Annotated in this window: 11 protein-coding genes; 9 read left to right on the top strand and 2 right to left on the bottom strand. The window is 61.3% G+C overall.

The genetic code is table 11. The features are described 5' to 3' along the window. Positions 1-207: 207 nt before the first annotated feature. The 8 genes from GN234_RS06345 (at position 208) to GN234_RS06310 (ending at position 19,508) form a co-directional block, all read left to right on the top strand. Positions 208-3,780, top strand: coding sequence for an Ig-like domain-containing protein (locus tag GN234_RS06345; RefSeq protein ID WP_176688100.1), 3,573 nt, complete (start codon positions 208-210; stop codon positions 3,778-3,780). Between the two features lie 326 nt (positions 3,781-4,106). Continuing rightward, entirely contained in the window at positions 4,107-8,120 is a 4,014-nt protein-coding gene (locus tag GN234_RS06340; RefSeq protein WP_176688099.1) for an RCC1 domain-containing protein, read from the top strand. A gap of 63 nt (positions 8,121-8,183) precedes the next feature. Continuing rightward, positions 8,184-9,104 carry an Ig-like domain-containing protein gene (locus GN234_RS06335; RefSeq protein WP_176688098.1) on the top strand — a complete coding sequence of 307 codons (921 nt, stop codon included), beginning with the start codon at positions 8,184-8,186 and terminating at the stop codon, positions 9,102-9,104. A gap of 8 nt (positions 9,105-9,112) precedes the next feature. Then, complete coding sequence (locus GN234_RS06330; RefSeq protein WP_176688097.1) at positions 9,113-10,720, top strand: hypothetical protein; 1,608 nt, start codon at positions 9,113-9,115, stop codon at positions 10,718-10,720. Between the two features lie 268 nt (positions 10,721-10,988). Further along, positions 10,989-13,898 (top strand): hypothetical protein, encoded by a 2,910-nt coding sequence (locus GN234_RS06325; RefSeq protein ID WP_176688096.1) that lies wholly within the window; start codon positions 10,989-10,991, stop codon positions 13,896-13,898. 320 nt (positions 13,899-14,218) lie between these two features. Then, positions 14,219-17,209: an Ig-like domain-containing protein gene (locus GN234_RS06320; protein ID WP_176688095.1), complete on the top strand. Its 2,991-nt coding sequence runs from the start codon at positions 14,219-14,221 to the stop codon at positions 17,207-17,209. 291 nt (positions 17,210-17,500) lie between these two features. Next, positions 17,501-18,202, top strand: coding sequence for a response regulator (locus tag GN234_RS06315; RefSeq protein ID WP_122566285.1), 702 nt, complete (start codon positions 17,501-17,503; stop codon positions 18,200-18,202). Between the two features lie 4 nt (positions 18,203-18,206). Beyond that, positions 18,207-19,508: an ATP-binding protein gene (locus GN234_RS06310; protein ID WP_176688094.1), complete on the top strand. Its 1,302-nt coding sequence runs from the start codon at positions 18,207-18,209 to the stop codon at positions 19,506-19,508. Between the two features lie 84 nt (positions 19,509-19,592). Here GN234_RS06310 and GN234_RS06305 read toward each other — a convergent pair whose 3' ends face one another. Then, a complete protein-coding gene (locus GN234_RS06305; protein WP_109755174.1) occupies positions 19,593-20,234 on the bottom strand; it encodes a DUF1345 domain-containing protein in 642 nt (213 codons plus the stop codon). A gap of 41 nt (positions 20,235-20,275) precedes the next feature. Then, a complete protein-coding gene (pncA, locus tag GN234_RS06300) occupies positions 20,276-20,929 on the bottom strand; it encodes a bifunctional nicotinamidase/pyrazinamidase (protein WP_176688093.1) in 654 nt (217 codons plus the stop codon). A 446-nt stretch (positions 20,930-21,375) separates the two neighbouring features. Here pncA and GN234_RS06295 point away from each other — a divergent pair, with 446 nt between their 5' ends. After that, positions 21,376-23,454, top strand: a complete 2,079-nt coding sequence (locus GN234_RS06295; protein WP_109755172.1) for a putative bifunctional diguanylate cyclase/phosphodiesterase — start codon at positions 21,376-21,378, stop codon at positions 23,452-23,454. Positions 23,455-23,457: the final 3 nt, after the last annotated feature.

Genomic DNA, 23,457 nt, shown 5'->3' with positions numbered 1-23,457 from the left:
CGGTCTGCCTGAAAGACCGCAATGTCTGGTTTGGGGCCGCTGCGCAGCCCAGCGGGAGCAAGCTCCCTCGCCACGGGTGGCGGTGTTCGGCCAGCCCCGACCATTCGTCTACAACCCGCTCAAACCTGTCAGCTCTGACAGTAGTCAGCGAACACGTCCCACGGCATAAATCACTCTGTTGCCCCTTCCGTGAGCGGAGTGCCTGCCATGCTGATTCAACCCAAAAAAACACCTGCACCGCTGGCCCTGCGTGCCCCGGATATCCCCGGGCGCACCGAGCAGGACCTGCCTTCGGGGGAGTGGGGCCTCAACTTCGCCGCGGTCCAGGGCAATTTCCCCGACAAGGGGCTGAAGGTTTATATCCTCGACTGGACGGGCATGGGGATCGGCGACAACGTCAAGTTGCTGTTGGACGGTGGTGCAGTCGATCAGCATACGATCACCGACAACACCGAAGTGGGTGAGCGCGTGACTTTATGGGTCCCTGCGGGGCGCTTGCTGACCGGCTCCCACGAGCTGACGTATGTGGTCAAGCGGCCCAGCCAGCAGGATGAAACCTACACCCCACCGGTCAGGCTTTACGTCAAGCTGGAGCTGCCCGGTGGCCAGGACACCGACCCGGACCCCGGTTCCCATTCCGAGCTGTACATGTACATCGACCCCGCGCTCGTCGAGGATGGCGTCGACCAGGATGCTGCCGAGAACGGTGTCGACATCACCGTCCGGGCCAAGCCGGGCAACTCGAGCCCGTTGCCTTACCCGAACATTGCCGAAGGCGACCTGATCCACTTGAGCTGGGGCGGCGAGCCGGTAACGTCCGCTCCGGTCACCCAGGCGCAGATCGACCATCCGGCCAGCAACCCCATCATTGTCCACGTCCCCAAAGAGGTTATTCGCGATGTCATAGGGGACTCAGGTCCCGAAGGCCTGGTCGTGACCTTCAAGATCCACGACCTGGTGAACAACGTATCCGAGGACTGGTGCCCGGAGACACGCCTGGTGGTCGACACCGGCAGTTCGCGGCTGATGGCGCCGATCCTCGAACAGGCCGACGGCAACGTGCTCGATCTGGACACGCTCGGCGATGAAGCCCTGCAACTTCAGGTATGGGCCGACGACACGGCATTATTCGCCAAGGAAGACGTGATCATCATGCGCATCAAGGGCACTACCCTCTACGGCGACCCGGTCGAGGACACTGCTCGCCAAGCGATCGAGGAAAACCCGCCCACCGTGGTCAATGTCCTGCTGGACAACAGCAATGCCCGCGTCCTCGCCAAGACCCAGGCAGTGTTCTCCTACAAGTTGGAGCGCGGCGGCACGGTCATCCAGCAGTCCAAGGGCCGTTTCGTCAACATCATCGGCGAGCCCACTCAGCTGGCGGCACCCATTGCCGAGGATGCCCAGAGCGGTGCGCTCGATCCAGACCTGACCAGCACCCGCATCCGCATTCCGTTCGATGAGCGCATCGAAGAGGGCATGGCCATCGAGCTCAAATGGTTCGGGACCCGTGCCGACCTGAGCAGCTACGAACCGGAGCTGGACTGGTACTTCCCCAGCAAGGACGAAGTCGATGCCAAGGAGGATTTCTTCATTCCCGTCGAGGGCCGCCATCTCAAGACCCTCGAGGGCGGTACCCTGGACCTCTCGTACAACCTGCTCAGCGACGAAAATGGCGAGATCGTCAGCCGCTGCTCGCGTCATGCGGCGCCGTTGAACGTGGGTGAGCCACGGCTCGAATTGGTCAAGCCCATCGTCGTCGGCGAACAGGACGGCGCGCTGGAACCTGGCGACCTGCCCAACGGCACCAGCAAGGTCATCTGCCCCGATCCGGTCAACAACCCGACCAAACCCAAGGACGAGGTGACCTGGCAACTGCTCGATGCCCAAGGCGTGCAACTGTTCGAGGACTCCAAGATCCTCAATGCGCTGAACGCCGGCAGGGATGTGGAGTTCCCCCTCAACGCTGCCTTCGTGCAGCAATATTTCGAAGCCCATCGCGGTGAAGAACTGACCGCCGACTACAACATCCTGCGGTTCGAGACCGGCAGGTACAGTTATTCAAACCCCTTGGAGTTTGTGATCGGGACGGCGCTGGACCTGCACGCGCCATCGGTGAAAGAGGCCGACGGCGCGACGCTGAACCCGGTCAATGCCAAAGACACGCTGACCATCGAAGTGCCGGTCAACGATGACCTGCTGCCCACCGACAAACTGAAGGTCACCTGGACCGGTGCGCCGGAAACGCCTGCCGAGGGTTCATATACGTCGGGGGAGTCGTTGGTCAGCGATGGGTTGGCTATCGAAATCCCCAACAGTGTGGTGGCCTTCAACCTGGACAAGTCTGTGACGGTTTCCTATGTGATTATCCGGGGTAGCGAGGATCCCATCCCTTCCCCTGATTTTGACTTGGCGGTGCAGCCCCTCAAGCAGGACGATCTGTTGATGGCTAAGCCGAAGATTCTGCAAGCCGCTGGCAATGGCGAAGGGCTTGAGCTGGATCTGAGTGCCATCCATTCCGATGTCATTTGCGGGCTGGGGATCTGGCCGCTTATCGCAGTGGGTCAAGATGTCTGGCTGCGTCTGAAGGGGACGAAAGCCGACGGTACCGCCAATTACAATTGGGATATCTGGGCACCACCACCCAGAGGGCCGAGGGTCGATGAAGAGTGGGTGGACAACGGGGTAAAACTTGCCCCGGCGACCGCCTCTTACAGCTATTTGAAAGAGCTCAAGCACGGTAGTGAACTGACGGTAGAGTTCAAAGTGGACTTCAGCAAAACCACCAACGAGGCCGAGGCGCAGATTTTCCCAATCCGAACCTATGTCGTTAACGCACTGCCCGACGTATTGCCGCCGCCGGACGTTGTCGAAGCCGATGCCAATCATGCGGTCGACCCCAGTGTGTTGCCCGGCGGGATCATTGTTCGGGTCCAGCCATTCGAAGGCATGGTCATCGGCCAAGACATCACCATGACCTTCGAAGGCACCGCTGATGGCAGTGCCACACAGACCAAACGGGTCGAGCGCATCGAGCCGATCGACTACGCAATTACCCAGGCGACCCTGCTGCCCAACAGCGATCGCACCGTGAATGTGTTCTATCAGGTTTTTCGCAATGGCCAGCCAATCACCGAGCAATCCCTGCGCTATCCGCTGAAAGTGCTGGGACTGGAATGGAACAATTTCGTGGTCAATGGTTGGAACACGCCTAATTTCCAGCCCACTACGGCTTTCTACGGTGCATCCTTCCAGCGAACCGTCCGTCGCGCGGTCGGGACGGTCACCTACAGCTCCTCCGACTCAGACCTTGTCAAAGTCGACTCAGCGACCGGGGTGGTCTCCTTCGCCCTGCGTGGGACCGTGCCAACCACTGTTACTGCCCGCGATGGGGCTATGCGAACAATTATTTACACGCTCAACGCGCCTGCCAAGTATTTCGACTTGACCACGCTGGCAAAACGGGATGTACCTGAGCACTACGCGTTCGTACAGGCCAATGCAGGGAAGGGGTATCGGCCAGCACTGTTCGAGGACTGGAGTTCTGACACCTCTACTCGGAAAATCGGATGGCTTTGGAACGAGTGGGGCAATCTTCACGCCTATTATCCATACTGGCCGGAAGACACTGGACAAGATCAACCCATCTGGCTCGTCAACGATCCGGGCGGGACCGTTGGCTGGCGTGGTGGTTCGTACCTCGGACGCCCCACTCATTGGTCGGCCAACAGTGCAGGCCAAGGGCGTCGCTGGACGATCTGCTATGTTCTGAAGACATAGACGATGGCCAGGTCTTAAACCGTATAAAACCACAACCTGTGGCGAGGGGATTTATCCCCGTTGGGCTGCGCAGCAGCCCCAAACCAGGCGCTGCGGTCGCCAAGGTGAGACCGCGCCAGCCGGTTTTACGACTGCTGCGCAGCCGAGCGGGAGCAAGCTCCCTCGCCACGGGGGGGCGTTCATGTCCTTGCCCAGACAGGGGGGGCCAGCAAACCCCGACCATTCGTCTGCAACCCGCTCAAACCTGTCAGCTCTGACAGTAGTCAGCGAACACGACCCACGTCATAAATCACTCCATCGTCCCTTCCGCGACCGGAGTGCCCGTCATGCTGACTCAACCGAAAAAAGACGTCTCAATCCTGGCACTGCTCCCTCCAGACATCCCCGGGCGTACCGAGCAGGACCTGCCTTCGGGCGAGTGGGGTCTCAACTTCGCCGCGGTCCAAGGCAATTTCCCGAACAAGGGGCTGAAGGTTTACATCCCGGCCTGGACGACGACCATGGGCAAAGGCGACAACGTCAAGTTGCTGTTGGACGGCGGAGAGGTCGATCAGCACACGATCGTCGACGACACCGAGTTGGGTGAGCGCGTGACTTTGTGGGTGCCGCCGGGGCGCCTGTTGACCGGGCCCCACGAGCTGACGTATGTGGTCAAGCGGCCCAGTCAGGCAGATGAAACCTACACCCCACCGGTCAGGCTTTACGTCAAGCTGGAACTGCCTGGGGGCCAGGACACCGACCCGAACCCCGGTTCGCATTCCGAGCTGTACATGTACATCGATCCTGAGCTCGACGGTCACGTGGACCAGGAGACTGCTGAAAAGGGTGTCGACATCATTATCGAGGCCAAGCCGGGCAGCCCGAGCCCGTTACCCTATCCGAACATTGCCGAAGGCGACGTGATCCATTTGAGCTGGGGCGGCCAGCCGGTAAAGTCCGCTCCGGTCATCCAGGCGCAGATCGACGACCCGGTCAGTAACCCCATCATTGTCCACGTCCCCAAAGAGATTATTATCGATGTCATAGGGGACACAGGCCCTGAGGGCCTGGCCGTGACCTTCAAGGTCCACGACCTGGTGGACAACGTCTCCGAGGACTGGTGCGCGGAGACGCGCCTGGTGGTCGACACCGGCAGTTCGCGGCTGGACGCGCCGATCCTCGAACAGGCCAACGGCAACGTGCTCAACCTTGACACACTCGGCGATGAGGCCCTTCGCCTGCAGGTCTGGGCCGACGATGTCGACTTGTTCGAGAAGGACGATGTAATCATCCTGCGCGTCAAGGGCACCACCCTTGACGGTGACCCGGTGGAGGAGACGGTTCGCCATCCGATCGAGAAAAACCCGCCCGTCGTGGAGGTTGTCCTGTTGTCCAACAGCACCGCCCGCGCCTTGGCCAAGACTCAGGCTGTGTTCTCCTACAAGTTGGAACGCAATGGCATCGTCATCCAGCAGTCCAAGGGCCGTTTCGTCAATATCATCGGCGAGCCCACTCAACTGGCGGCGCCCATTGCCGAGGATGCCCAGAGCGGTGCGCTCGATCCCGACCTGACCAGCACCCGCATCCGCATTCCATTCGACGAGCGCATCGAGGAGGGCATGGCCATCGAACTCAAATGGTTCGGGACCCGCCCCGACCAGAGCAGCTACGAGCCGGAGCTGGAGTGGTATTTCCCCACCTGGCAGGAAATCAGGGACAAGGAGGACTTTTTCATCCCCGTCGAGGGTCGTCACCTGAAGACCCTCGAGGGTGGTACCCTGGACCTCTCGTACAACCTGCTCAGCGACGAAAACGGCGAAATCGTCCGTCGCGGTTCGCGCCATGCGGCGCTCTTGAACGTGGGCGAGCCACAGTTCGAGCTGGTCAAGGCCATCGTCGATGGCGAACAGGACGGTGCGTTGGAGCCGGGCGACTTGCCCAGCGGCATCAGCAAGGTCACCTGTCCCCTTCCCGTGGCGACGCCGACCGTCGCCAAGGACGTGGTGAGCTGGCAATTGTTCGATGCCCAGGGTGAAAAACTGTATGAGGACTCCAAGGAGCTCAATGCGCTGAGCGCCGGCAAGAAAGTGGAGTTCCCGCTCAACGCGGCCTTTGTGCAGCAATACTTCGAAGCCCATCGCAATGAGGAACTGACGGTCAAATACGACATCCTGCGGTTCGCGACGGGCAAGTACAGCTATGCAAATCCCTTGGTCTTCGTCATCGGCGAAGCGCGCCAACCGTTGCTTGATCCCGCCTCGGTCCGCGAGGCCGTCGATGACGTGCTGGATCCGGCCAATGCCCTCAACGGTGCCCACATCGACATCGAGCCCAACGATCCGGAAAACGCTGGGGATCGCTTTTACGTGACATGGACCACCGAGGATGGCGAGCTTCGATTTGCAGATGACAAGCGGATCACGGGCGCCCAACAAGGCCAATTGGTCGAGTTCCCGGTGCTCCGCAGCGTGGTGCTGGCCAGCGTGGACCAGACGGTCACGATCAGTTATTGGGTCGTACTGCTCGAAGGGGACGAACAGCCTGGAAAGGATTACGAACTGTTGGTACAGGCGCAGGCGTTCCGGTTGCCTGAAGCCACGTTCAAGGAAGCGACGGGGGAGCAGGAAGACCAACTCAACCCTGACGATGTTTTTCCTGGCGGCGCCACTGTGGTCATCAAGGCCTCGGCTCTCCTGAAGACCGATGATGAGATTACCGTGACGGTAGTAGGACAGAGCACGACCCATTACCCGCACACGGTCCTGCCTTCGGAAGCCGACAAGGAGCTGAGTTCGATCAAGGTGCCCCACGCGGTGATCAACGCCAATGACGGCCACAGCATTTCCTTGAGCTATACGGTCGTGCGCAAGGCCGGGGGCACGGATGGGCCGTCCACCCCCACCGAGTACGACGTGCGCAAGGTGATCGGCGCTGGAACCTTGAAGGTCATGGGCGCGCGCTACACCCGCAGCACCTACCGGGCCTCCGGCGCCAGCCGTGTCTTGAGCGCATTCAATGCCACCACCGGCCAGCCTGTCCAGGCGCAGTGGAAGTACGCCACCGACAGCCAGTGGGAGACGGCCGCCACCTGGCGCGATATCGCCCCGCATCAACCGTTGCAGGTGCGTACGGCCGACGATCAACTCACCCTCAATCCGGCCAATATCATCGGCAACGGGATAGACACAACCGTGACCGGCCAGGCGGCCTTCGTGGCCCATCGCGATGTCGGCGACGTGCTCGGTTGGGGCAATGCCGCCTATGGCGGCGCCATTCCTCCCACCATCATCACCATGGATGACATCGTTGAAGTGAGCTGTACCCGTAGCGCCTATGCGGCCCGCCGGGCCAACAGCGCCGTGGTGACTTGGGGAACCAGCACCGAAGGCGGGCTCATGACCGGGGTCGATCCGTTGAACTTTACCCAGGTCGTGGGCAATGCCACGGCGTTCACCGGTTTGAAAACCACGGGTCGCGTGGTCGCCTGGGGCACGGCAGCCAACGGCGCTACCGTTCCCGCGGCGATCGGCGACCTGGTCGACATTGAAGAGGTGGTCGCCGCTGGGCAAGCCTTCGCAGCCCTGCGCACCACTGGACATGTCGTCGCCTGGGGGCTGGCCGCCAACGGCGGAACGGTGCCGACAGACATCGCAGGCCTCACGGACATCAAAGTCGTGCTCGGCAGCTATGGCGCTTTTGCCGCCTATCGAGGTAACGGTCGAATCGTCGCCTGGGGTCATGCCGACTATGGTGGCAGCGTACCAGCAGACATCGCGGCCATGACCGACATCATCGAACTGAGTTGTGCCAATGCCCGGGCCATTACCGCCCGGCGCGCTACGGGCCAGGTCGTCGCCTGGGGAACCGCGGCCTATGGCGGCACGATCGATCCGTTGATTGGAGGGCTGACGGACATTGTCGAGGTCTGCTCCACCTGGCGTGCCTTCGCGGCACGGCGACGCAATGGCCATGTGGTGGCCTGGGGCACCCCGGCGGAGGGGGGCGAGGTACCCGCGGATATCGCAGCCCTGGATGACATCGTTCAGGTAACCGGTTCATCGATGGCCTTCGCCGCCCTGCGAAAAAACGGCACCGTGGTGGCGTGGGGCAATGAAACGGTTGGCGGCGATACCTCGGCGGTGGTCGGGCAACTGACGCAAGTGCAAGCGCTCTACAGCAATACCCACGGTTTCGTGGCGCTGACCGCCGACGGTCGGGTGGTGACCTGGGGACATGCCGCTGGCGGGGGCGACAGCAGCGCGGTGCAAGACCGGCTGGAGGGCAAGGTTTCCTACAAGGCCAGCGCGGCCTCAAGGGGGCGGGCACTCCAAGCCAATCGGTTGGCCGGCCTGGTCCGCTAACCCCCGCCGACACTTGGACATCCGGCGGGCTGCCGGATGTCCATCCCTTCAGGGAACACCGTCATGTCAAACACTTTTGATTTGCAAGAACCCTCCGTGGACGAAGCGCCAGGGGACGTGCTGGACCCGGCAAATATTCCGCCCGGGGGCGCGACTGTCCGGATCAAGGCCTATGACCCCATGGAGTTCCGTGACAACGTCACGTTGCATTTTTATGACCAGCTCATCGACTTCGTTCCCATCGGCGCCAATGATGTCGACAAGGACGTGGAGTTTCCCGTCAGGGCACAAACGTTCCTCGATCACGCCCGGGACAATGTCGTGCTGGTGCGCTATGAAGTGCAGTTCAAAGGCGTCGGCACGCCGGAGAAATCAGCGGTACTGACATTGACCTTGAGCGCCGGCTTCGAAGCCGACGCTACCCTTGACCTGAGCGACAAAAACTACATCGCCGCCGTTGAAAAACCACCCCTGCAAGTCCCCGATTTCGCACGCCTGACGCGCACGGCAGAGTGGGGTAGTGCTCCCTATACGTTCAGCAGCAGCGACCCGCAAATCGCCAGTGTCGATGAGCGCAGCGGCGAGGTCACCGCCCGGCGCAACGGCCAATGCACCATCAGCGCCACCGACAGCGGCACGCCGGCGCAGACCCAACGCTTTTCGCTGACCGTCAGGGGCATTCGGGAGCTGCATTTCCTGAGCCCTGACGCTCACTGGGAAGGCATGCAAAACGTCTGTACGGCGGCCGGTCTCGAACCCGTGACGCTGGCGCAGATCAAGCAATTCTGGACGCTGTACAGCGCCGGGTTACAGGAGGGTGTTGGGACCTACCTGGGCTGGTTGAACTACCCCGTATGGACCGGCACCCTGGTCGGGGCCGGAACGGCCTGGCACTACGATCTCAATGGCAACGACGTCAACGAAAACGCCAGCAGCTCGGACCTCGTCACACACCACCAGGCGGTAGGCATTTCCCGGCCATGAACACCTGTGTGAGTCGCCTGATGCATGCGCTGTCGGTATCGATTGCCATGCTGATGGCTGTGCCAGTCGAGGCGGCCACGGGGCCGGAAGTGGCGCAACTGCTCAACCGTAATTTCCAGCTCACCCCTGGTGAATGCGCCGCGCAGAAACCGGCCCATGCTTGCAGCGGTGTGTTGGCGCGGGGCAGTCCGTCATCGGGGCCGTTCTGGCAACCCGACCCGGTGTCGTCGCAATTGGGTGCGCAAAGCTTTACCTACCTGCGCGCCGACCTGGGCACTCGCTCCCTGGGGCAGCCCAATGGGGTGCTGATCAGCGACGGGTTCACGGCCATCAGCCAGGGTAAGACGCTGGACGTGCTGTGTGCCTATCCTTTTTCATTCACCTTGCAAGGCGATCGTCCCGACTTCGGTTGTGGTTGGGGCATGGCCAATGCCACGGCGGACGCCTCCTCGTGTGCGGCCCAAGGCGTTAGCGATGCCCAGGGCTGGCTCGAACACTTCCGCCAGCAAAACCAGCAACCGACGGCCCAATGCTCCTTGAGCACCCTTGAACCTGAACCGTTCAAGGCGAGCCTGGTGGCCCATGAAGGCCTCGACAGCACCTGGTCGGTTCAGCCTATGCAAGTCCAGGTCAGGAACTGGGACGCCAGCGCGCCGAAGCAGATACCGATGCTCGGCCTGTTCTACGACGTCACCCAGGCTGACGCCTTGCTCGGTGCATTGAAGGACCAACGTGATTACTTCAATGCCACGGGAGACTGGTTGCCGATCCTGCGCATGGATTTGAGCCAGGCGCCGGAGGCGGTGTTCGGTTTCAATCTTCAGGATCAGTTGTACGTCGGCCATCAGGTTGCCGCGACGATGAATGCGCGTTTTAGCGCTACCGCCGCAACCTGCCGGGATGAACAGCCGGCGTTCAAGTGCAACGGGGTCCTGATTCGGGCGGCGGACGCATCGCCCAATTTTCATGCCTGGAACCCAAGCCAGAATTCGATCGGGCGCAATGGTATTTCATTTTCCTACATCAGAGCCGATGTCGGTACGGTACGTTTAGCGGGTACGCAGGGTTACACACTCAAGGAAACCTTTGCACCGACAGGTCATCCGGTGACCCTGCGCTGTGCTTATCCCGCCAATGCCGGGACCAATGCGATTCCCGACAGTTGCCGCGCCAGTTGCAGGTCGCAGGGTGTGATAACCGTCGACACCTGGCGCACAAGATATGCCAGTAACCCACCCACCAGCTGCGCGTTTGAAACGACGCCCGAGGCATTTCAGCTCAGCATCGACGTGCGCCAGTCCATCGCTCATTCGTCTTACATAGGCGCCTGGAACGAAATCATCGTTGCGGTCTGGCCCGATGACATTCCCCGGGAACTGCCCATCGAAGCGTTTTTCTACACGTCGGGAAACGCAACGGGATTGGCCAATGCCAGGTTCATCCAGCGCGACTATCTGGAGCAGGCCGCGCTGTTCCTGCCCATTGTGCGCTTGAACCTCGCCGCCCCTCAGGTCCATCCATTTGCCTTCGACGCGCAGGATCAAACGGTCCAAGGCACATCGATGCGAACGCTGACCGAAGGTATTACACCCAACCCGAACCCTGAAGGGTGGTGATGGCTGAATGAAAAGGTATCCGGCCGCGCCCAGGCTGAAGTCGCTGCGACCCCATCGTATGGCCCAGGAACCCTGGAGTAGCCAGCTCATGTCGTTAATCCGCACCCTGGTGCTTGTCCTGCTGTTCGTGGGGGAACCGGCGCTTGCCGTCACCGGCCCGGAAGTCGCGCAGTTGCTCAATAGGCATTATCAGAACACCGCGACGCAATGCGTGGGGGACAACCCGGCGTATTTCTGCAGCGGTGTGCTGGTGCGCGCAAGCCAAGGCGTGGACGAGTTCTGGAAACACGGCGCTGTGTCCACTCAGTCAGGCGCCGAGGGCTTCGCCTACCTGCGGGCTGACCTCGACACCCGTGAACTGCCGCAGGCAAACGGCGTGATCTTCACCGACTCGTTCACCGCCATCGGCCAGGGCAAAACCCTCGACGTGTTGTGTGCCTATCCCTTCGAGCTGACCCTTACAGGCAACCGCCCCGACCATGGTTGTGGCTTGTCAGCGGCAACCGTCGCCACGCAAGACGTCAGCTCATGCGCCGCGCTAGGGATCGCCGATGTTTCTGGTTGGCTCGCGCATTTCCAGCAACAGAATCAGCAGCCCGAGCGGCAATGCTCGCTGAGCAGCAGCGATCCGGCACAGTTCAAGGCCAGCCTGGAGGCCCATCAACTGATCGATGACACGTGGTCGGCCAAGCCGAATCTGCTGCTGGTCAGGAACTGGGATGCCCAGGCCCCCAAGCAGATGCCTGTGCATGGCTTGTTCTATGACGCGACCCAAACGGGCGCCTTGCTGGGCGCACAAAAGGATCAGCGCGACTACTTCAACGCCACGGGTGATTGGTTGCCGATCCTGCGGATGGACCTGACCCAGGCGCCGGATGCGGTGTTTGGCTTCAATCAGCAGGACCAGCTCTACATCGGTTATCAGGTCGCGTCGAGGCTCAATGCTCGGTATGCCGATACCGCCATGGCCTGTCCCGGTGACACCCCGGCCTACAACTGCAATGGCGTGCTGATTCGAACCACCGATGCTTCATCGGCGTTTCGTGCATGGAATCCCAGTGACGGTTCCATCAGCCGAGATGGCGTTTCATTTTCCTACATGCGGGCGGACGTCTATGTGCCCAGGCTCGCCTGGGCCAAGAACCAGGGGCTGATCATGAAAGAGCTGGCGGCCCCCACCGCGTATCCGCTCACGGTACGCTGCGCCTACCCCTATGACGGCGCCACGTTTTATCGTTCGAACAGTTGCAACGAGCATTCCGGAGCGCCGCAAGTCAGCAGGCCTTGCGCCGAACAGGACATTACGACCGAACACGAATGGCTGCCGTATTTTAATGGGTTGGCCAGTAAATTTACGTCGTGCAGCTTCACGGGCGAAACAATACCCTTTGCCGTCAGCCTCAAGGCCAGGGCTTTACTGGATGCCGCGGTGCAACGAGGGCAACACAATGAACTCATCATCGCCCACTGGCCGCAAAACATTGGCGAACAACTGCCCCTCGAGGCCTTTTTCTACGTCGCAGAAGAGGCCAGGCCCAACGCTGTGTTCTTTCAGCGCGATTACTTCCAACACACCGGGCGCTACCTGCCGATCATGCGGGTGGATCTTGCGGCAAGGGACGGCCAGGTTTTCACCTTCGATCCAGAGGATATGGTGCTGCCCAAGCCGAAGATTCTGAAAGCCGCCAACAATGGCGAAGGACCTGAGCTGGACCTGAATCAGGTAACAGGCGGCGCCAGGCTGAACATCGACGGCTGGCCGCACATGGCGATAGGTCAGTACGTATGGTTGCGCCTGAAGGGGGAACAGGCTGACGGCTCGCAGCATGACTACCCAGTGTGGGTCGCCCCGTCGCGGGTCACGCAGTCGGAATATGATCGCGGCTATCTGTATACCGACATCCCGTACAGTTACCTGCAGCTACTGCGCGACGGCAGTACGCTCACGGTGGAGTTCAAGGTGGCGTTCACCTCGAGCACCGACGAAAACCTGGCTTTTCCTTTCCCGCTGCGCACCTACACCGTCAACGGGCAGGTCGTACCGCTCGCCCCCTCGGTGAAAGAGGCCAATGGCACGACCTTGAACCCGATCAATGCCACGGACTCATTGACCGTCGTGGTGCCCGCCGACATCGCCCTGCTTCCCGATGACAAACTGAAGGTCACCTGGAGCGGTGCGCCGGGAACCCCTGCCGGGGGTTCATACACCTCGGGTGAATCGTTGGTCAGCGCCGGGTTGCAAATCCCGATCCCTAGTCGTGTGGTGGCCTTTAATCTGGGCAAATCGGTGAAGGTGTCCTATGAGATCATCCGGGGCAACGAGGACCCCATTCCCTCGCCCGAGCTCACCCTGGCGGTGCAGCCCATTGCCCAGGATGACCTGCTGGTGGCCAAGCCGAGGATATTGCAAGCGGCCAATGAGGGTGAGGGGCAGGAGCTGGACATCAACACGCTGACCGGCAACGCCACCGTGCGTATCGACAGCTGGCCCCACATCGCGGCGGGCCAGTACGTGTGGCTGCACCTGGCGGGCACGAAAACCGATGGTTCGGCCTATGAACGCACGCTCTGGGGGCAAGCCAATGGGAGCCGGGTTTCCGATCAATGGGTCTCAGCCGGTTTTGCAACCAACACCGCATTGATTAACGAACTACGGGAATTGCGCGACGGCAGCACGCTGACGGTGGAGTTTAAAGCCACCTTTGACCAGAGCATCGTCGAAGCCGAGGCGGTGACGTTCCCGTCTCGATCGTACACGGTTCGTGGACAGCGGCTGCAGGATCACTACACCTCTTTTGACGGCGGAAACAAGCATGGCTGGTCCGAGGGACAACTGTTTGAGGTCGTGCAGGAAGCCGGCAACTACTTTGGGCGTCTGGGAGCGGGGCCGGGGGGAAGCGGGGCCACCGGGGTTGCCCGCCTGCAACTGCCATTGCAGCCGGATGTGCGCTATGAGATCAGCTTCGTTGGCCGTTCGCCCTCCGGTGCCAACCCTTTGGTTTTTGCATCGAGTTACTCAGCGGGCGAGACGGTGCTCTATTTCAATCTTTCCAGTGATTGGGCGCCCTATTCAAAAGACTTCACCTTCAGTCAATTACCCGCCTACGTGTTGTTTAGTTCGGGCTATAGCCAAGGCGGCATGGTCGACCTGGATAACATTCGTATACGCCAACCATAAGGTTCCAGGAGCCACGTGGCCCGTTGATTGAACTGGGCCAACGCGCCCAGCCTTTGTGGCGAGGGAGCTTGCTCCCGCTGGACTGCGCAGCAGGCCCAAGTTTTGGTTTGGCACAAAATGCTTGGGGCCGCTTCGCGACCCAGCGGGGAGCAAGCTCCCTCGCCACAAAAGCTTGGGCTGTCCGACCATTCATCAGCAATCTGCCCCTACCTGTAAGTTCTGACAGTAGACGGCCTCCCTTCAGCACGCGTTAATTCCCTCTCCCTCGCGCCTACCCGTCGTATTGGCACGCCCCCTCGACCGCTGAGCTCAGGTGTCCCATGAAAAAGCGATTTCCACCGCGCTACTCGCCTGAAAACCGTCCGCTGGAAGGCCTTGATCCGCCATGGATTCCCGGCTGGACCCAGCCTGTCGAGAACTACGATGGCGGCATTCCGGCGCGGCTGGCGGAGGGTGGTTTGCTCTGTGTCGTCGATCCCTGGACACAGATGGAAGTGGGCGACACCTTCAAGTTCTACTGGAATGACACGAGCACCCCCGTCTGGAACACTGAGATCGACCTGGCGCAAGAAAATCAGCAACTGGTGTTCCGCATCGATGAGGGCCATATCGTCCGGGGCGATGCTTTTCCGGTGTTCTACAGTGTGCTGCGCGTCGGTGGGACGCGCCCTGAAGAGTCCGATCCGCAGTGGAAGCTGCTGGTCAAACTCGACCCGCCTGGTGGTTTCGATGAGGAGCAGGGCACCCCGGGCCATTCGGGCCTGCGCTATTCGATTCCCCAGGACATCGTCGACAACGGTGTCGGGCCGGGTGACACGGGCGGTGTACCGGTCACCATCAAGCCTTACCGGTTCATGCGTCGCAATGACCGGATCAACGTGGCCTGGGGCTCAGAGAACGTCTATCACACGGTGGCCGATGGTGAGGTGGATCAAGAGATCACGATTACCGTGCCCCTGGAAGTCATCGAGCGGGCCGGCGACAGCGATGGTATTGCTGTTGCCTATCAGGTGGTGGATGAGTGCGGCAACTATCCCGGCGGGTACTGGCGCTGGTCGGCGACGACCCCTATCCTGGTGGATTTGAACAACAACCGGCTCGATCCGCCGTTGGTGCTGGTCAACGGTTTTCCCACCGAGGAAATCGACCTCGAGGAATTGGCCGCAGAGCCGGTCACTGTGCGGGTAACCGCCAACCGCTACGAACATGCCGTTGGCGATATTTTGCGCCTGACCTGGCGCGGCACGTCCGCCGACGGTTTTCCAGTGGACGTCGGCCCTCTGGAAAAAACGGTCGAGACCATCCCCTATTACTACGACTTCACCATCCCCTATGACGACGTGGCCGCCATCGCCCGGGGCCGGGCTTCGGTCGCCTATGTGCGGATCAGAAGCGGTGAAGCCGATCGTCCCTCGAAGAGCTCGGCCGTGACCGTGGTCGGCGATAACCGGCGCTATGGCCCGCCCAGTGTCGTGGAGGCGATCGGCAATACGTTGGACCCGGACCTGAATTTTTACACCCTGTCCGTTCCTTACTATGCCGGGCGCAACCCCGGCGATCAGATCATCATCGTGTGCGAAGGCCTCACTGCCGCCGGTCATCCGACTTACCACGATGTGCCTGTCATCGTAGCCGGGGAGGCGGTTGGCGCCCCTGTACTGGGTAACTTGCCAAAAGCGCAGGTCAAGCGCCTGGATGGTGGTTCGCTCAAGGTTTATTACAGCGTGAACGGTCAACCCGATTCGGATGTCCTGGAGCTGACCGTGGGCGTCGCGGTGCCTTCGCTGCCCATCCCGACCGTCGTTGAAGCTCCAGACGATGTGCTGGACCCGGATGGCGTGAACCCGGCCATTGGGGCCAACGTCATCGTGCCCTATACCGAAACCCTGCCCGAGGATGTGGTCGTGTTGCGCTGGCGCGGCTCGTCGAGCAATGCCCCGGACCAGCCAAGAACCTTGACTGCGAACACCGCGGGCCATCCGGTGCCCTTTACCGTGCCGTTCACTTACGTGAGTGGCAACCTGAACGGGACCGTGGATGTCAGCTACTCTGTTACCCGTGGGACTACTTTGTTGGGCAACTCTATCGTTCGGCACCTGAGGGTGGGTTCGGCTCAACTGGTTGATCCAACCATCGACTCGGTCAAGGATCCGCACCAGGTCCAAATCGCCAACGGCGGGTACACCGTCGAGACCAGCGTCACCCTGAGCGGCAAGGCCGCGAAGGGCCAGAGGGTGGAAATTTACGATGGCGCCAACTTGAAGGGCACCGCCAATGTCAGCGAGGACGATGAATGGAGCCTGACGGTCAGTGGCTTGAGTGTGGATCCTCATATCTTCACCGCCAAGGCGCTCTACGGTGATAATCCAGTGTCGGGGCCTTGGGGAATCAATGTGGTTGCCGTCGAGCAGCCGAGGATCGTCTGGGTCAAGGACCCCAACCAGGTCGACATCAGCAACGGCGGTTATACCCTCGCCACCAGCGTCACCCTGGGCGGCAGCGCTTCCTTGGGCATGCAAGTACAGATCTTCGACGGTGCCGACTCGAAGGGCATCGTCGATGTCGATGTCGATGGCAATGGTCACTGGAGCCTGCCGTTGAGCGGGCTCGCCGAGGGGCCCCACATCTTCCACGCCAAGGCGCTGTACAGCAATTATCCAGAGTCTGAACGTTGGGGCATCAATGTCGCGAAGCCGCTGGTGATCGATACCAGCCCCGTATACCTCAACGGATTTTTCCTATACATCGGACAGCCACGAAACGGTACTCCAATGCCGGCGGGCACAACAGTGACTCGCACGCCCATAACGGGAAATCCTGGGTACACCTACTACACGTCAAACGGCAATGTCGCCCGCGTGAATGTCTACGGTACGGTTGAAGGGTGGGCCAACGGACAGGCGACGATCACGGTCGTCGATGTCTCCGGGCAAACAGCGTCCTATGCGGTGATCCGCTCGAACGCCTGGCATCTGGCCATGATCCCCAGCATTACAGGGGGAGAAGCGCCCGCCTGGGCAAACTCCCAAGGGGCAGCGAACTCATTTGCCGAACCCCCGCGTCCGGACGGCGGCACCATGCAAGCCATTCGAACTTATTACGTTGTTCCCATCGGGTTTAACTACAGACACTGGACCGGCGCATTCGAGAACGGCAATCCCCTGTGGCCACTTTGGGCGAACCCCTACACGGGGGAGATCAGTACGGCGGCGATTCAGGATTATTTAGGTGCCTACTGTCGAATCCCCTATAACTCGGGCCAGGTGCTGGCAAGTATTCCAGACTCACAACCGGACAGTGGGCAACGTTGATCCACGTAACCGATATACCCATGCGCGGGCGGTGTTCCCTGCGGGCTATCGATCTCAGCCTAGGCCGGTAAAGCTTTGTAGGCAGTGTGTGAAATTGTGTAAGGGGTTTGCTCGTAGGTGGATGAGGGCGTATATCCTTGGCAGCTTTGAGATCCTCTGCGCCTGACAGGCCTTATCGCGAGCAAGCTTCGCTCCCACAGAGATGTTCGGTACGACACAAAACCACTGTGGGAGCGAGCTTGCTCGCGATGAGGCCCTGCCAGGCGCCACAGCACATTTCTGGAAACACCCATGCCCAACATCCTCCTGGTCGAAGACGACACCGCGCTCTCCGAACTGATCGCCAGCTACCTGGAACGCAACGGCTATCAGGTCAGCGTGCTCAGCCGTGGCGATCATGTGCGTGAACGGGCGCGGGTCGATCCGCCGGACCTGGTGATCCTCGACCTGATGTTGCCAGGGCTGGACGGCTTGCAGGTCTGCCGCTTGCTGCGGGCCGACTCGGCGACCTTGCCGATCCTCATGCTCACCGCCCGGGACGACAGCCACGACCAGGTCCTGGGCCTGGAGATGGGGGCCGACGACTATGTCACCAAGCCTTGCGAGCCCCGGGTGTTGCTGGCGCGGGTGCGCACCTTGTTGCGCCGCAGCAGCCTCACCGAGCCGCAGACGGCGAACGATCGCATCCTCATGGGCAACCTGTGCATCGACCTGTCCGAGCGCACCGTGACCTGGCGCGGACAGCCGGTGGAATTGTCCAGTGGCGAATACAATCTGTTGGTGGTGCTGGCCCGGCATTCCGGCGAAGTGCTGAGCCGCGACCAGATCCTGCAACGCCTGCGGGGTATCGAATTCAACGGCACCGACCGTTCGGTGGACGTGGCGATTTCCAAGTTGCGACGCAAGTTCGACGACAACGCCGACGAAGCCCGCAAGATCAAGACCGTGTGGGGCAAGGGCTATCTGTTCAGTCGTTCCGAGTGGGAATGCTGAGCCGATGTGGAAGCTGCTGATTCGCCTTTACCTGGTCACCATCGTGTCCTACAGCGCGGCGATCTACCTGATGCCGGAATTGGTGATCCGCCTGTTCCACGAGCGTTTCCTGACCTACAACCTCGATTACTCCCGTGGCCTGCAAACCTTGATGGTCAAGCAGTTCCGCGCCGTGCCCAGCGAGCAGTGGCCGGCGCTGGCGGCGCAGATGGACAAGGAATTCGAGCCGCTGCGCATCCAATTGGCCGCTGTCGATGACCAGGGCTTCAGCGCCGATGAACAGGCGCGGCTCAAGCGCGGCGAGAATGTGGTGCGCCTTGGCGACTGGGCCTGGCGAACCCTGGCGGCGGCGCCGCTGGATGAGCGCACGGCGGTGAAGATGGTCGTGCCGCCGGACCCGGCCGATGTCAGCTGGTTGTACTGGAGCATCAACGTGTTGATCGGCGCGACGATGCTGGCCTGCCTGTTGCTCTGGTTGCGGCCCCACTGGCGCGACCTGGAACGCCTGCGGCGCACCGCCGAGCGTTTCGGCAAAGGTCATCTGGGGGAGCGTACGCACATCGCCTCCAGTTCGAACATCGGCAGCCTGGCCCACGTGTTCGACACGATGGCGGGGGACATCGAGAACCTGCTCAACCAACAGCGGGATTTGCTCAATGCCGTGTCCCACGAACTGCGCACGCCCCTGACGCGGCTCGACTTCGGCCTGGCCCTGGCGCTGTCCGATGACCTGCCGGCGCCCAGTCGCGAGCGTCTGCAAGGGCTGGTGGCGCACATTCGCGAGCTGGATGAGTTGGTGTTGGAACTGCTGTCCTATAGCCGCTTGCAAAACCCGCAACGCTTGCCCGAACGGGTCGAAGTGGCGCTGGACGAGTTCATCGACAGCATCCTGGGCAGCATCGACGAGGACCTGGCGGCACCGGACGTGGTGATCGACGTGCTGTTGCATGGGGCCCTGGAGCGTTTCGTGCTGGACCCACGCCTGACCGCACGGGCGTTGCAGAACCTGCTGCGCAATGCCATGCGTTATTGCGAAAAGCGCATCCAGGTCGGCGTGCGGGTGGGTGAGCAAGGCTGCGAGATCTGGGTCGACGACGACGGCATCGGTATTCCCGACAGCGAACGCGAGCGCGTGTTCGAACCGTTCTACCGCTTGGACCGCAGCCGCGACCGCGCCACGGGCGGTTTCGGCCTCGGCCTGGCCATCAGCCGCCGGGCCCTGGAAGCCCAGGGCGGCACACTGACCGTCGAGGCCTCGCCACTGGGCGGCGCGCGCTTCCGGTTGTGGCTGCCCACACCGTCCTGAGGTTGCCTACTCTCTATTGCTCGACGCTGACCCTGTGGCGAGGGAGCTTGCTCCCGCTGGGCCGCGAAGCGGCCCCAATGCTCTTCACCCAAACAAACCCGCCGCAATATTGATCGAAAACCCCAGGATCGCCGTATTGAACACAAACCCGATCAACGATTGCGCCAGCACGATCTTGCGCAACTGCCGCGTGGCGACCCCCACGTCGGAGGTCTGCACCGCGACCCCGATGGTGAACGAGAAATACAGGAAGTCCCAATAATTGGGCGTGGTCAGCCCCTCGGCAAACCGCAGCGCCGGCTCCTTGCCCTCCCAGGTGTAATACAACCGCGCGTAGTGAACGCTGAAGATCACCCCGATCAGCAACCAAGAGCCGATTACGGTGATTGCCGTGAACCCGTAATGCAACAGCTTGCCGGCGGCTTGCAGGTCGCGGCTGCCTGCCAGCTCGAAGGTGATGGTCGCCAGGCTGGCCAATGCCGCGACGCAGACCATCAATAGCACCAGCCCGGCATTTTCATCTTCGATTTCGGCGATGCGCTTCACATCGGGCGCCTTGGCCCGCACGGTCAGCCAGAACATCAGCACCAGGTAGGTCCAGACACCGACATTCCAGCCGATCAGGATTTTGCTGATGACCGAATCCACGGGCACCAGGATACCCACCGCCAGGCCAAGGACCGTGGCGCTGGAAAGACGTGGGTGGGTACGGGCGAGGAAGGGCATGGAGACTCACTGTCCGGAAAGGAGATGCCTAGTATGAGCCATCAAGCGAAGGGCCGACCGTCTATCGCGCTGGACTCGATCAATTGCACGCCCGCTTCCTGCATCCGCCGGATCGCCGCCGCCATCGAGCCCTCCCGATCAATGCCCCGGCAGGCATCCAGCACCACAAATGCGTTGAACCCGGCCAGCCGGGCATCCAGCGCCGAGAACATCACGCAAAAATCCAGGGCCAGCCCCACCAGGTACACGGTGTCGATGCCACGCTCCTTGAGGTATCCGGTCAAACCGGTCGGGGTCTGATGGTCCGCTTCCATGAAGGCTGAGTAGCTGTCGATGTCCGGGGTGCAGCCTTTGCGGATGATCAGCTTGGCATGGTCAAGCTTGAGCGCCGGGTGCAACGCGGCACCGTGGCTACCCTGCAGGCAGTGGTCGGGCCAGAGTGTCTGCTCGCCGTAGGGCAATTGGACAGTGCCGAAAGGTTGCTTGCCCGGGTGGCTAGAGGCAAACGAAGCATGCCCGGCCGGGTGCCAGTCCTGCGCGAGAACAACGTGCCTGAAGGATTGGCCGAGCCGGTTGATCAACGGCACGATCTCATCACCCCCTGGCACAGCCAGTTGGCCGCCGGGGATGAAGTCGTTCTGTACATCGATCACCACGAGTGCGGTGGTCAAGGCCCGGTTGGCTGAAACGTTCATGATTGGATCCTCCTTGAAGTGGTTCTTCGAGAGTAGCTGAACGGCCCGGGCCCCGCGTACAGACTGACCCACCGCCATCGCGAGCAAGCTCCAACAGGGGGATTTGGGCCGGGCACAGGATTTGTGTTCACTGAAGATCCATTGTGGGAGCGAGCCTGCTCGCGATGGCGGCGAAACATTCAACACTGATGCAAGCTGACCCACCGCTATCGCGAGCAGGCTCGCTCTCACAGGGATATCTGGGCGGGCACAGGATTTGCGGTGAACGAATGATTGATGGCTTCAAAATTTTTCACCCTGTTGGGAGTAGTGTCTTTCGTCGAAAATACTCTCGAGTTGATGGCTTTTTGACATTTGGCTCGTGCGTCCCTGTCACGATTAAGTACAATCGCCGGCCTCCAACCGGGCATGGAAGCAGTCCGGTTCTCCAATTACGAGAAAAAACCATGCTCATCGGCAGTTATTCCCCCGCCCTGGTTTCAATTTCCTTGTTTGTTGCCGTGCTGGCTTCCTACACCGCGCTGGACCTGGCCGGGCGTATCGCGACCGCCCAAGGGCGCGCGGCGCATTTGTGGATGGTGGGGGGCGCATTGGCGATGGGGGTGGGCATCTGGTCCATGCATTTCATCGGCATGCTGGCGTTCACTTTGCCGATCGAGCTTGGCTACGACGTATCGATCACCGCGTTGTCGCTGCTGACCGCCATTCTCTCCAGCGGTTTTGCCCTGTGGCTGGTCAGCCAGCCGCGATTGCCGGCGTGGCAACTGGCTTTTGGCGCGCTGATCATGGGCGCCGGGATCAGCGCCATGCATTACACCGGCATGGCTGCACTGCGGATGCAGCCAGGCATCGATTATGACCCGACGCTGTTCGGGGCTTCGCTGGTGATTGCCGTCGGTGCTTCTGCGGCGGCGCTGTGGATTGCCTTTCGCCTGCGCCAGAACACTCCCCACGTGCGGTTGGCTCGCGCGGGGGCCGCGGTGGTCATGGGCATTGCCATCGTCGGCATGCACTACACCGGCATGGCCGGGGCACGGTTCAGCGAGGGCAGCTTTTGTGGCTCTTTGGACGGCTTGAGCGGCAAGGGCCTGGATAATCTGGTGTTGATCACCACCCTGGCGGTGCTGGCCATTGCCTTGCTGACCTCGATTCTCGACGCGCGCCTGGAAGCCCGGACCGCCGAGCTGGCCCAGTCCCTGACCCAGGCCAACCGGGAACTGACCCAGTTGGCCCTGCACGACCCTCTCACCGGACTGCCCAACCGTGTATTGCTGGCCGATCGTATCGACCAGGCCATGCACCTTGTGCAAGAGCAGGGCGGTTGCTTCGCCCTGATGTTCATCGACCTCGATGGTTTCAAGCCGGTCAACGATGCTTTCGGCCATCACATGGGCGATTTATTGCTGCGGGACGTAGCCCTGCGCCTGCGCGAAGACCTGCGCAGCCAGGACACCCTGGCGCGGATCGGCGGTGATGAGTTCGTGCTGCTGGTGCAACTGGTCGAACCCGACGATGCCCTGCGGTTGGCGGCACGTCAGGTCGGCTTGATCGGACGCACGTTCCGGGTGGCTGACCATGACTTGCAGATATCCGCCAGCGTCGGCATCGCCCTTTACCCGGGCAACGGCCGGAGCGCCGAGGAACTGCTGATGAATGCCGACGCGGCGATGTATCACGCCAAGGGCGCCGGCAAAAACGGCTACAGCTTTTTCGACGCCTCGATGAACAGCAATGCCCGCAAGCAATTGCAACTGTTGCAAGACCTGCGCACGGCCGTCGAACAGCGGCAGTTCAGCCTGCATTACCAGCCCAAGTTCGACGCGGCCAACGGCCGTCCGGTGGGGGCCGAAGCCCTGTTGCGCTGGACCCACCCGACCCAGGGCCTGTTGATGCCCGACACGTTCATCGACCTGGCGGAAAAGACCGGCTTGATCATCCCGATCGGCGAGTGGGTACTGAACGAAGCCTGCCGGCAGATGCGCGAATGGTATGTGCTCGGTTATACCGACTGGCGCATTGCGGTGAACCTGTCGGCCTTGCAGTTCTGCCACACCGGCCTGGTGCAGAGCGTGGCCAAGGCGCTGGAGACGCATCAGCTGCCGGCCAACAGCCTGACCCTGGAAATCACCGAAACCACCGCCATGAGCGATGCGGACGCGAGCATGACGGTGCTGCAACAGCTCTCGGACATGGGGGTGGACCTGTCCATCGACGATTTCGGTACCGGCTATTCGAGCCTGATGTACCTCAAGCGCCTGCCGGCCAACGAGTTGAAGATCGATCGCGGTTTTGTGCGTGACCTGGAACATGACAGCGATGATGCAGCCATCGTCTCGGCCATCGTCGCCCTCGGCCAGGCCCTGGGCTTGCGGATCGTCGCCGAAGGGGTGGAGACCAATGTGCAGCAAGACTTCCTGACCCAGTTGGGCTGCGATTCGCTACAGGGCTATCTGCTCGGTCATCCGCTGCCGGCCGAGCGTTTCCTGAAGGAGATACGCCAGGCCAAACGCGTAGCGGTGGTCTGAGGC

It is taken from the genome of Pseudomonas bijieensis, from assembly GCF_013347965.1.
GTDB lineage: Bacteria > Pseudomonadota > Gammaproteobacteria > Pseudomonadales > Pseudomonadaceae > Aquipseudomonas > Aquipseudomonas bijieensis.
This window is presented reverse-complemented; position numbering and strand designations above follow the sequence as displayed.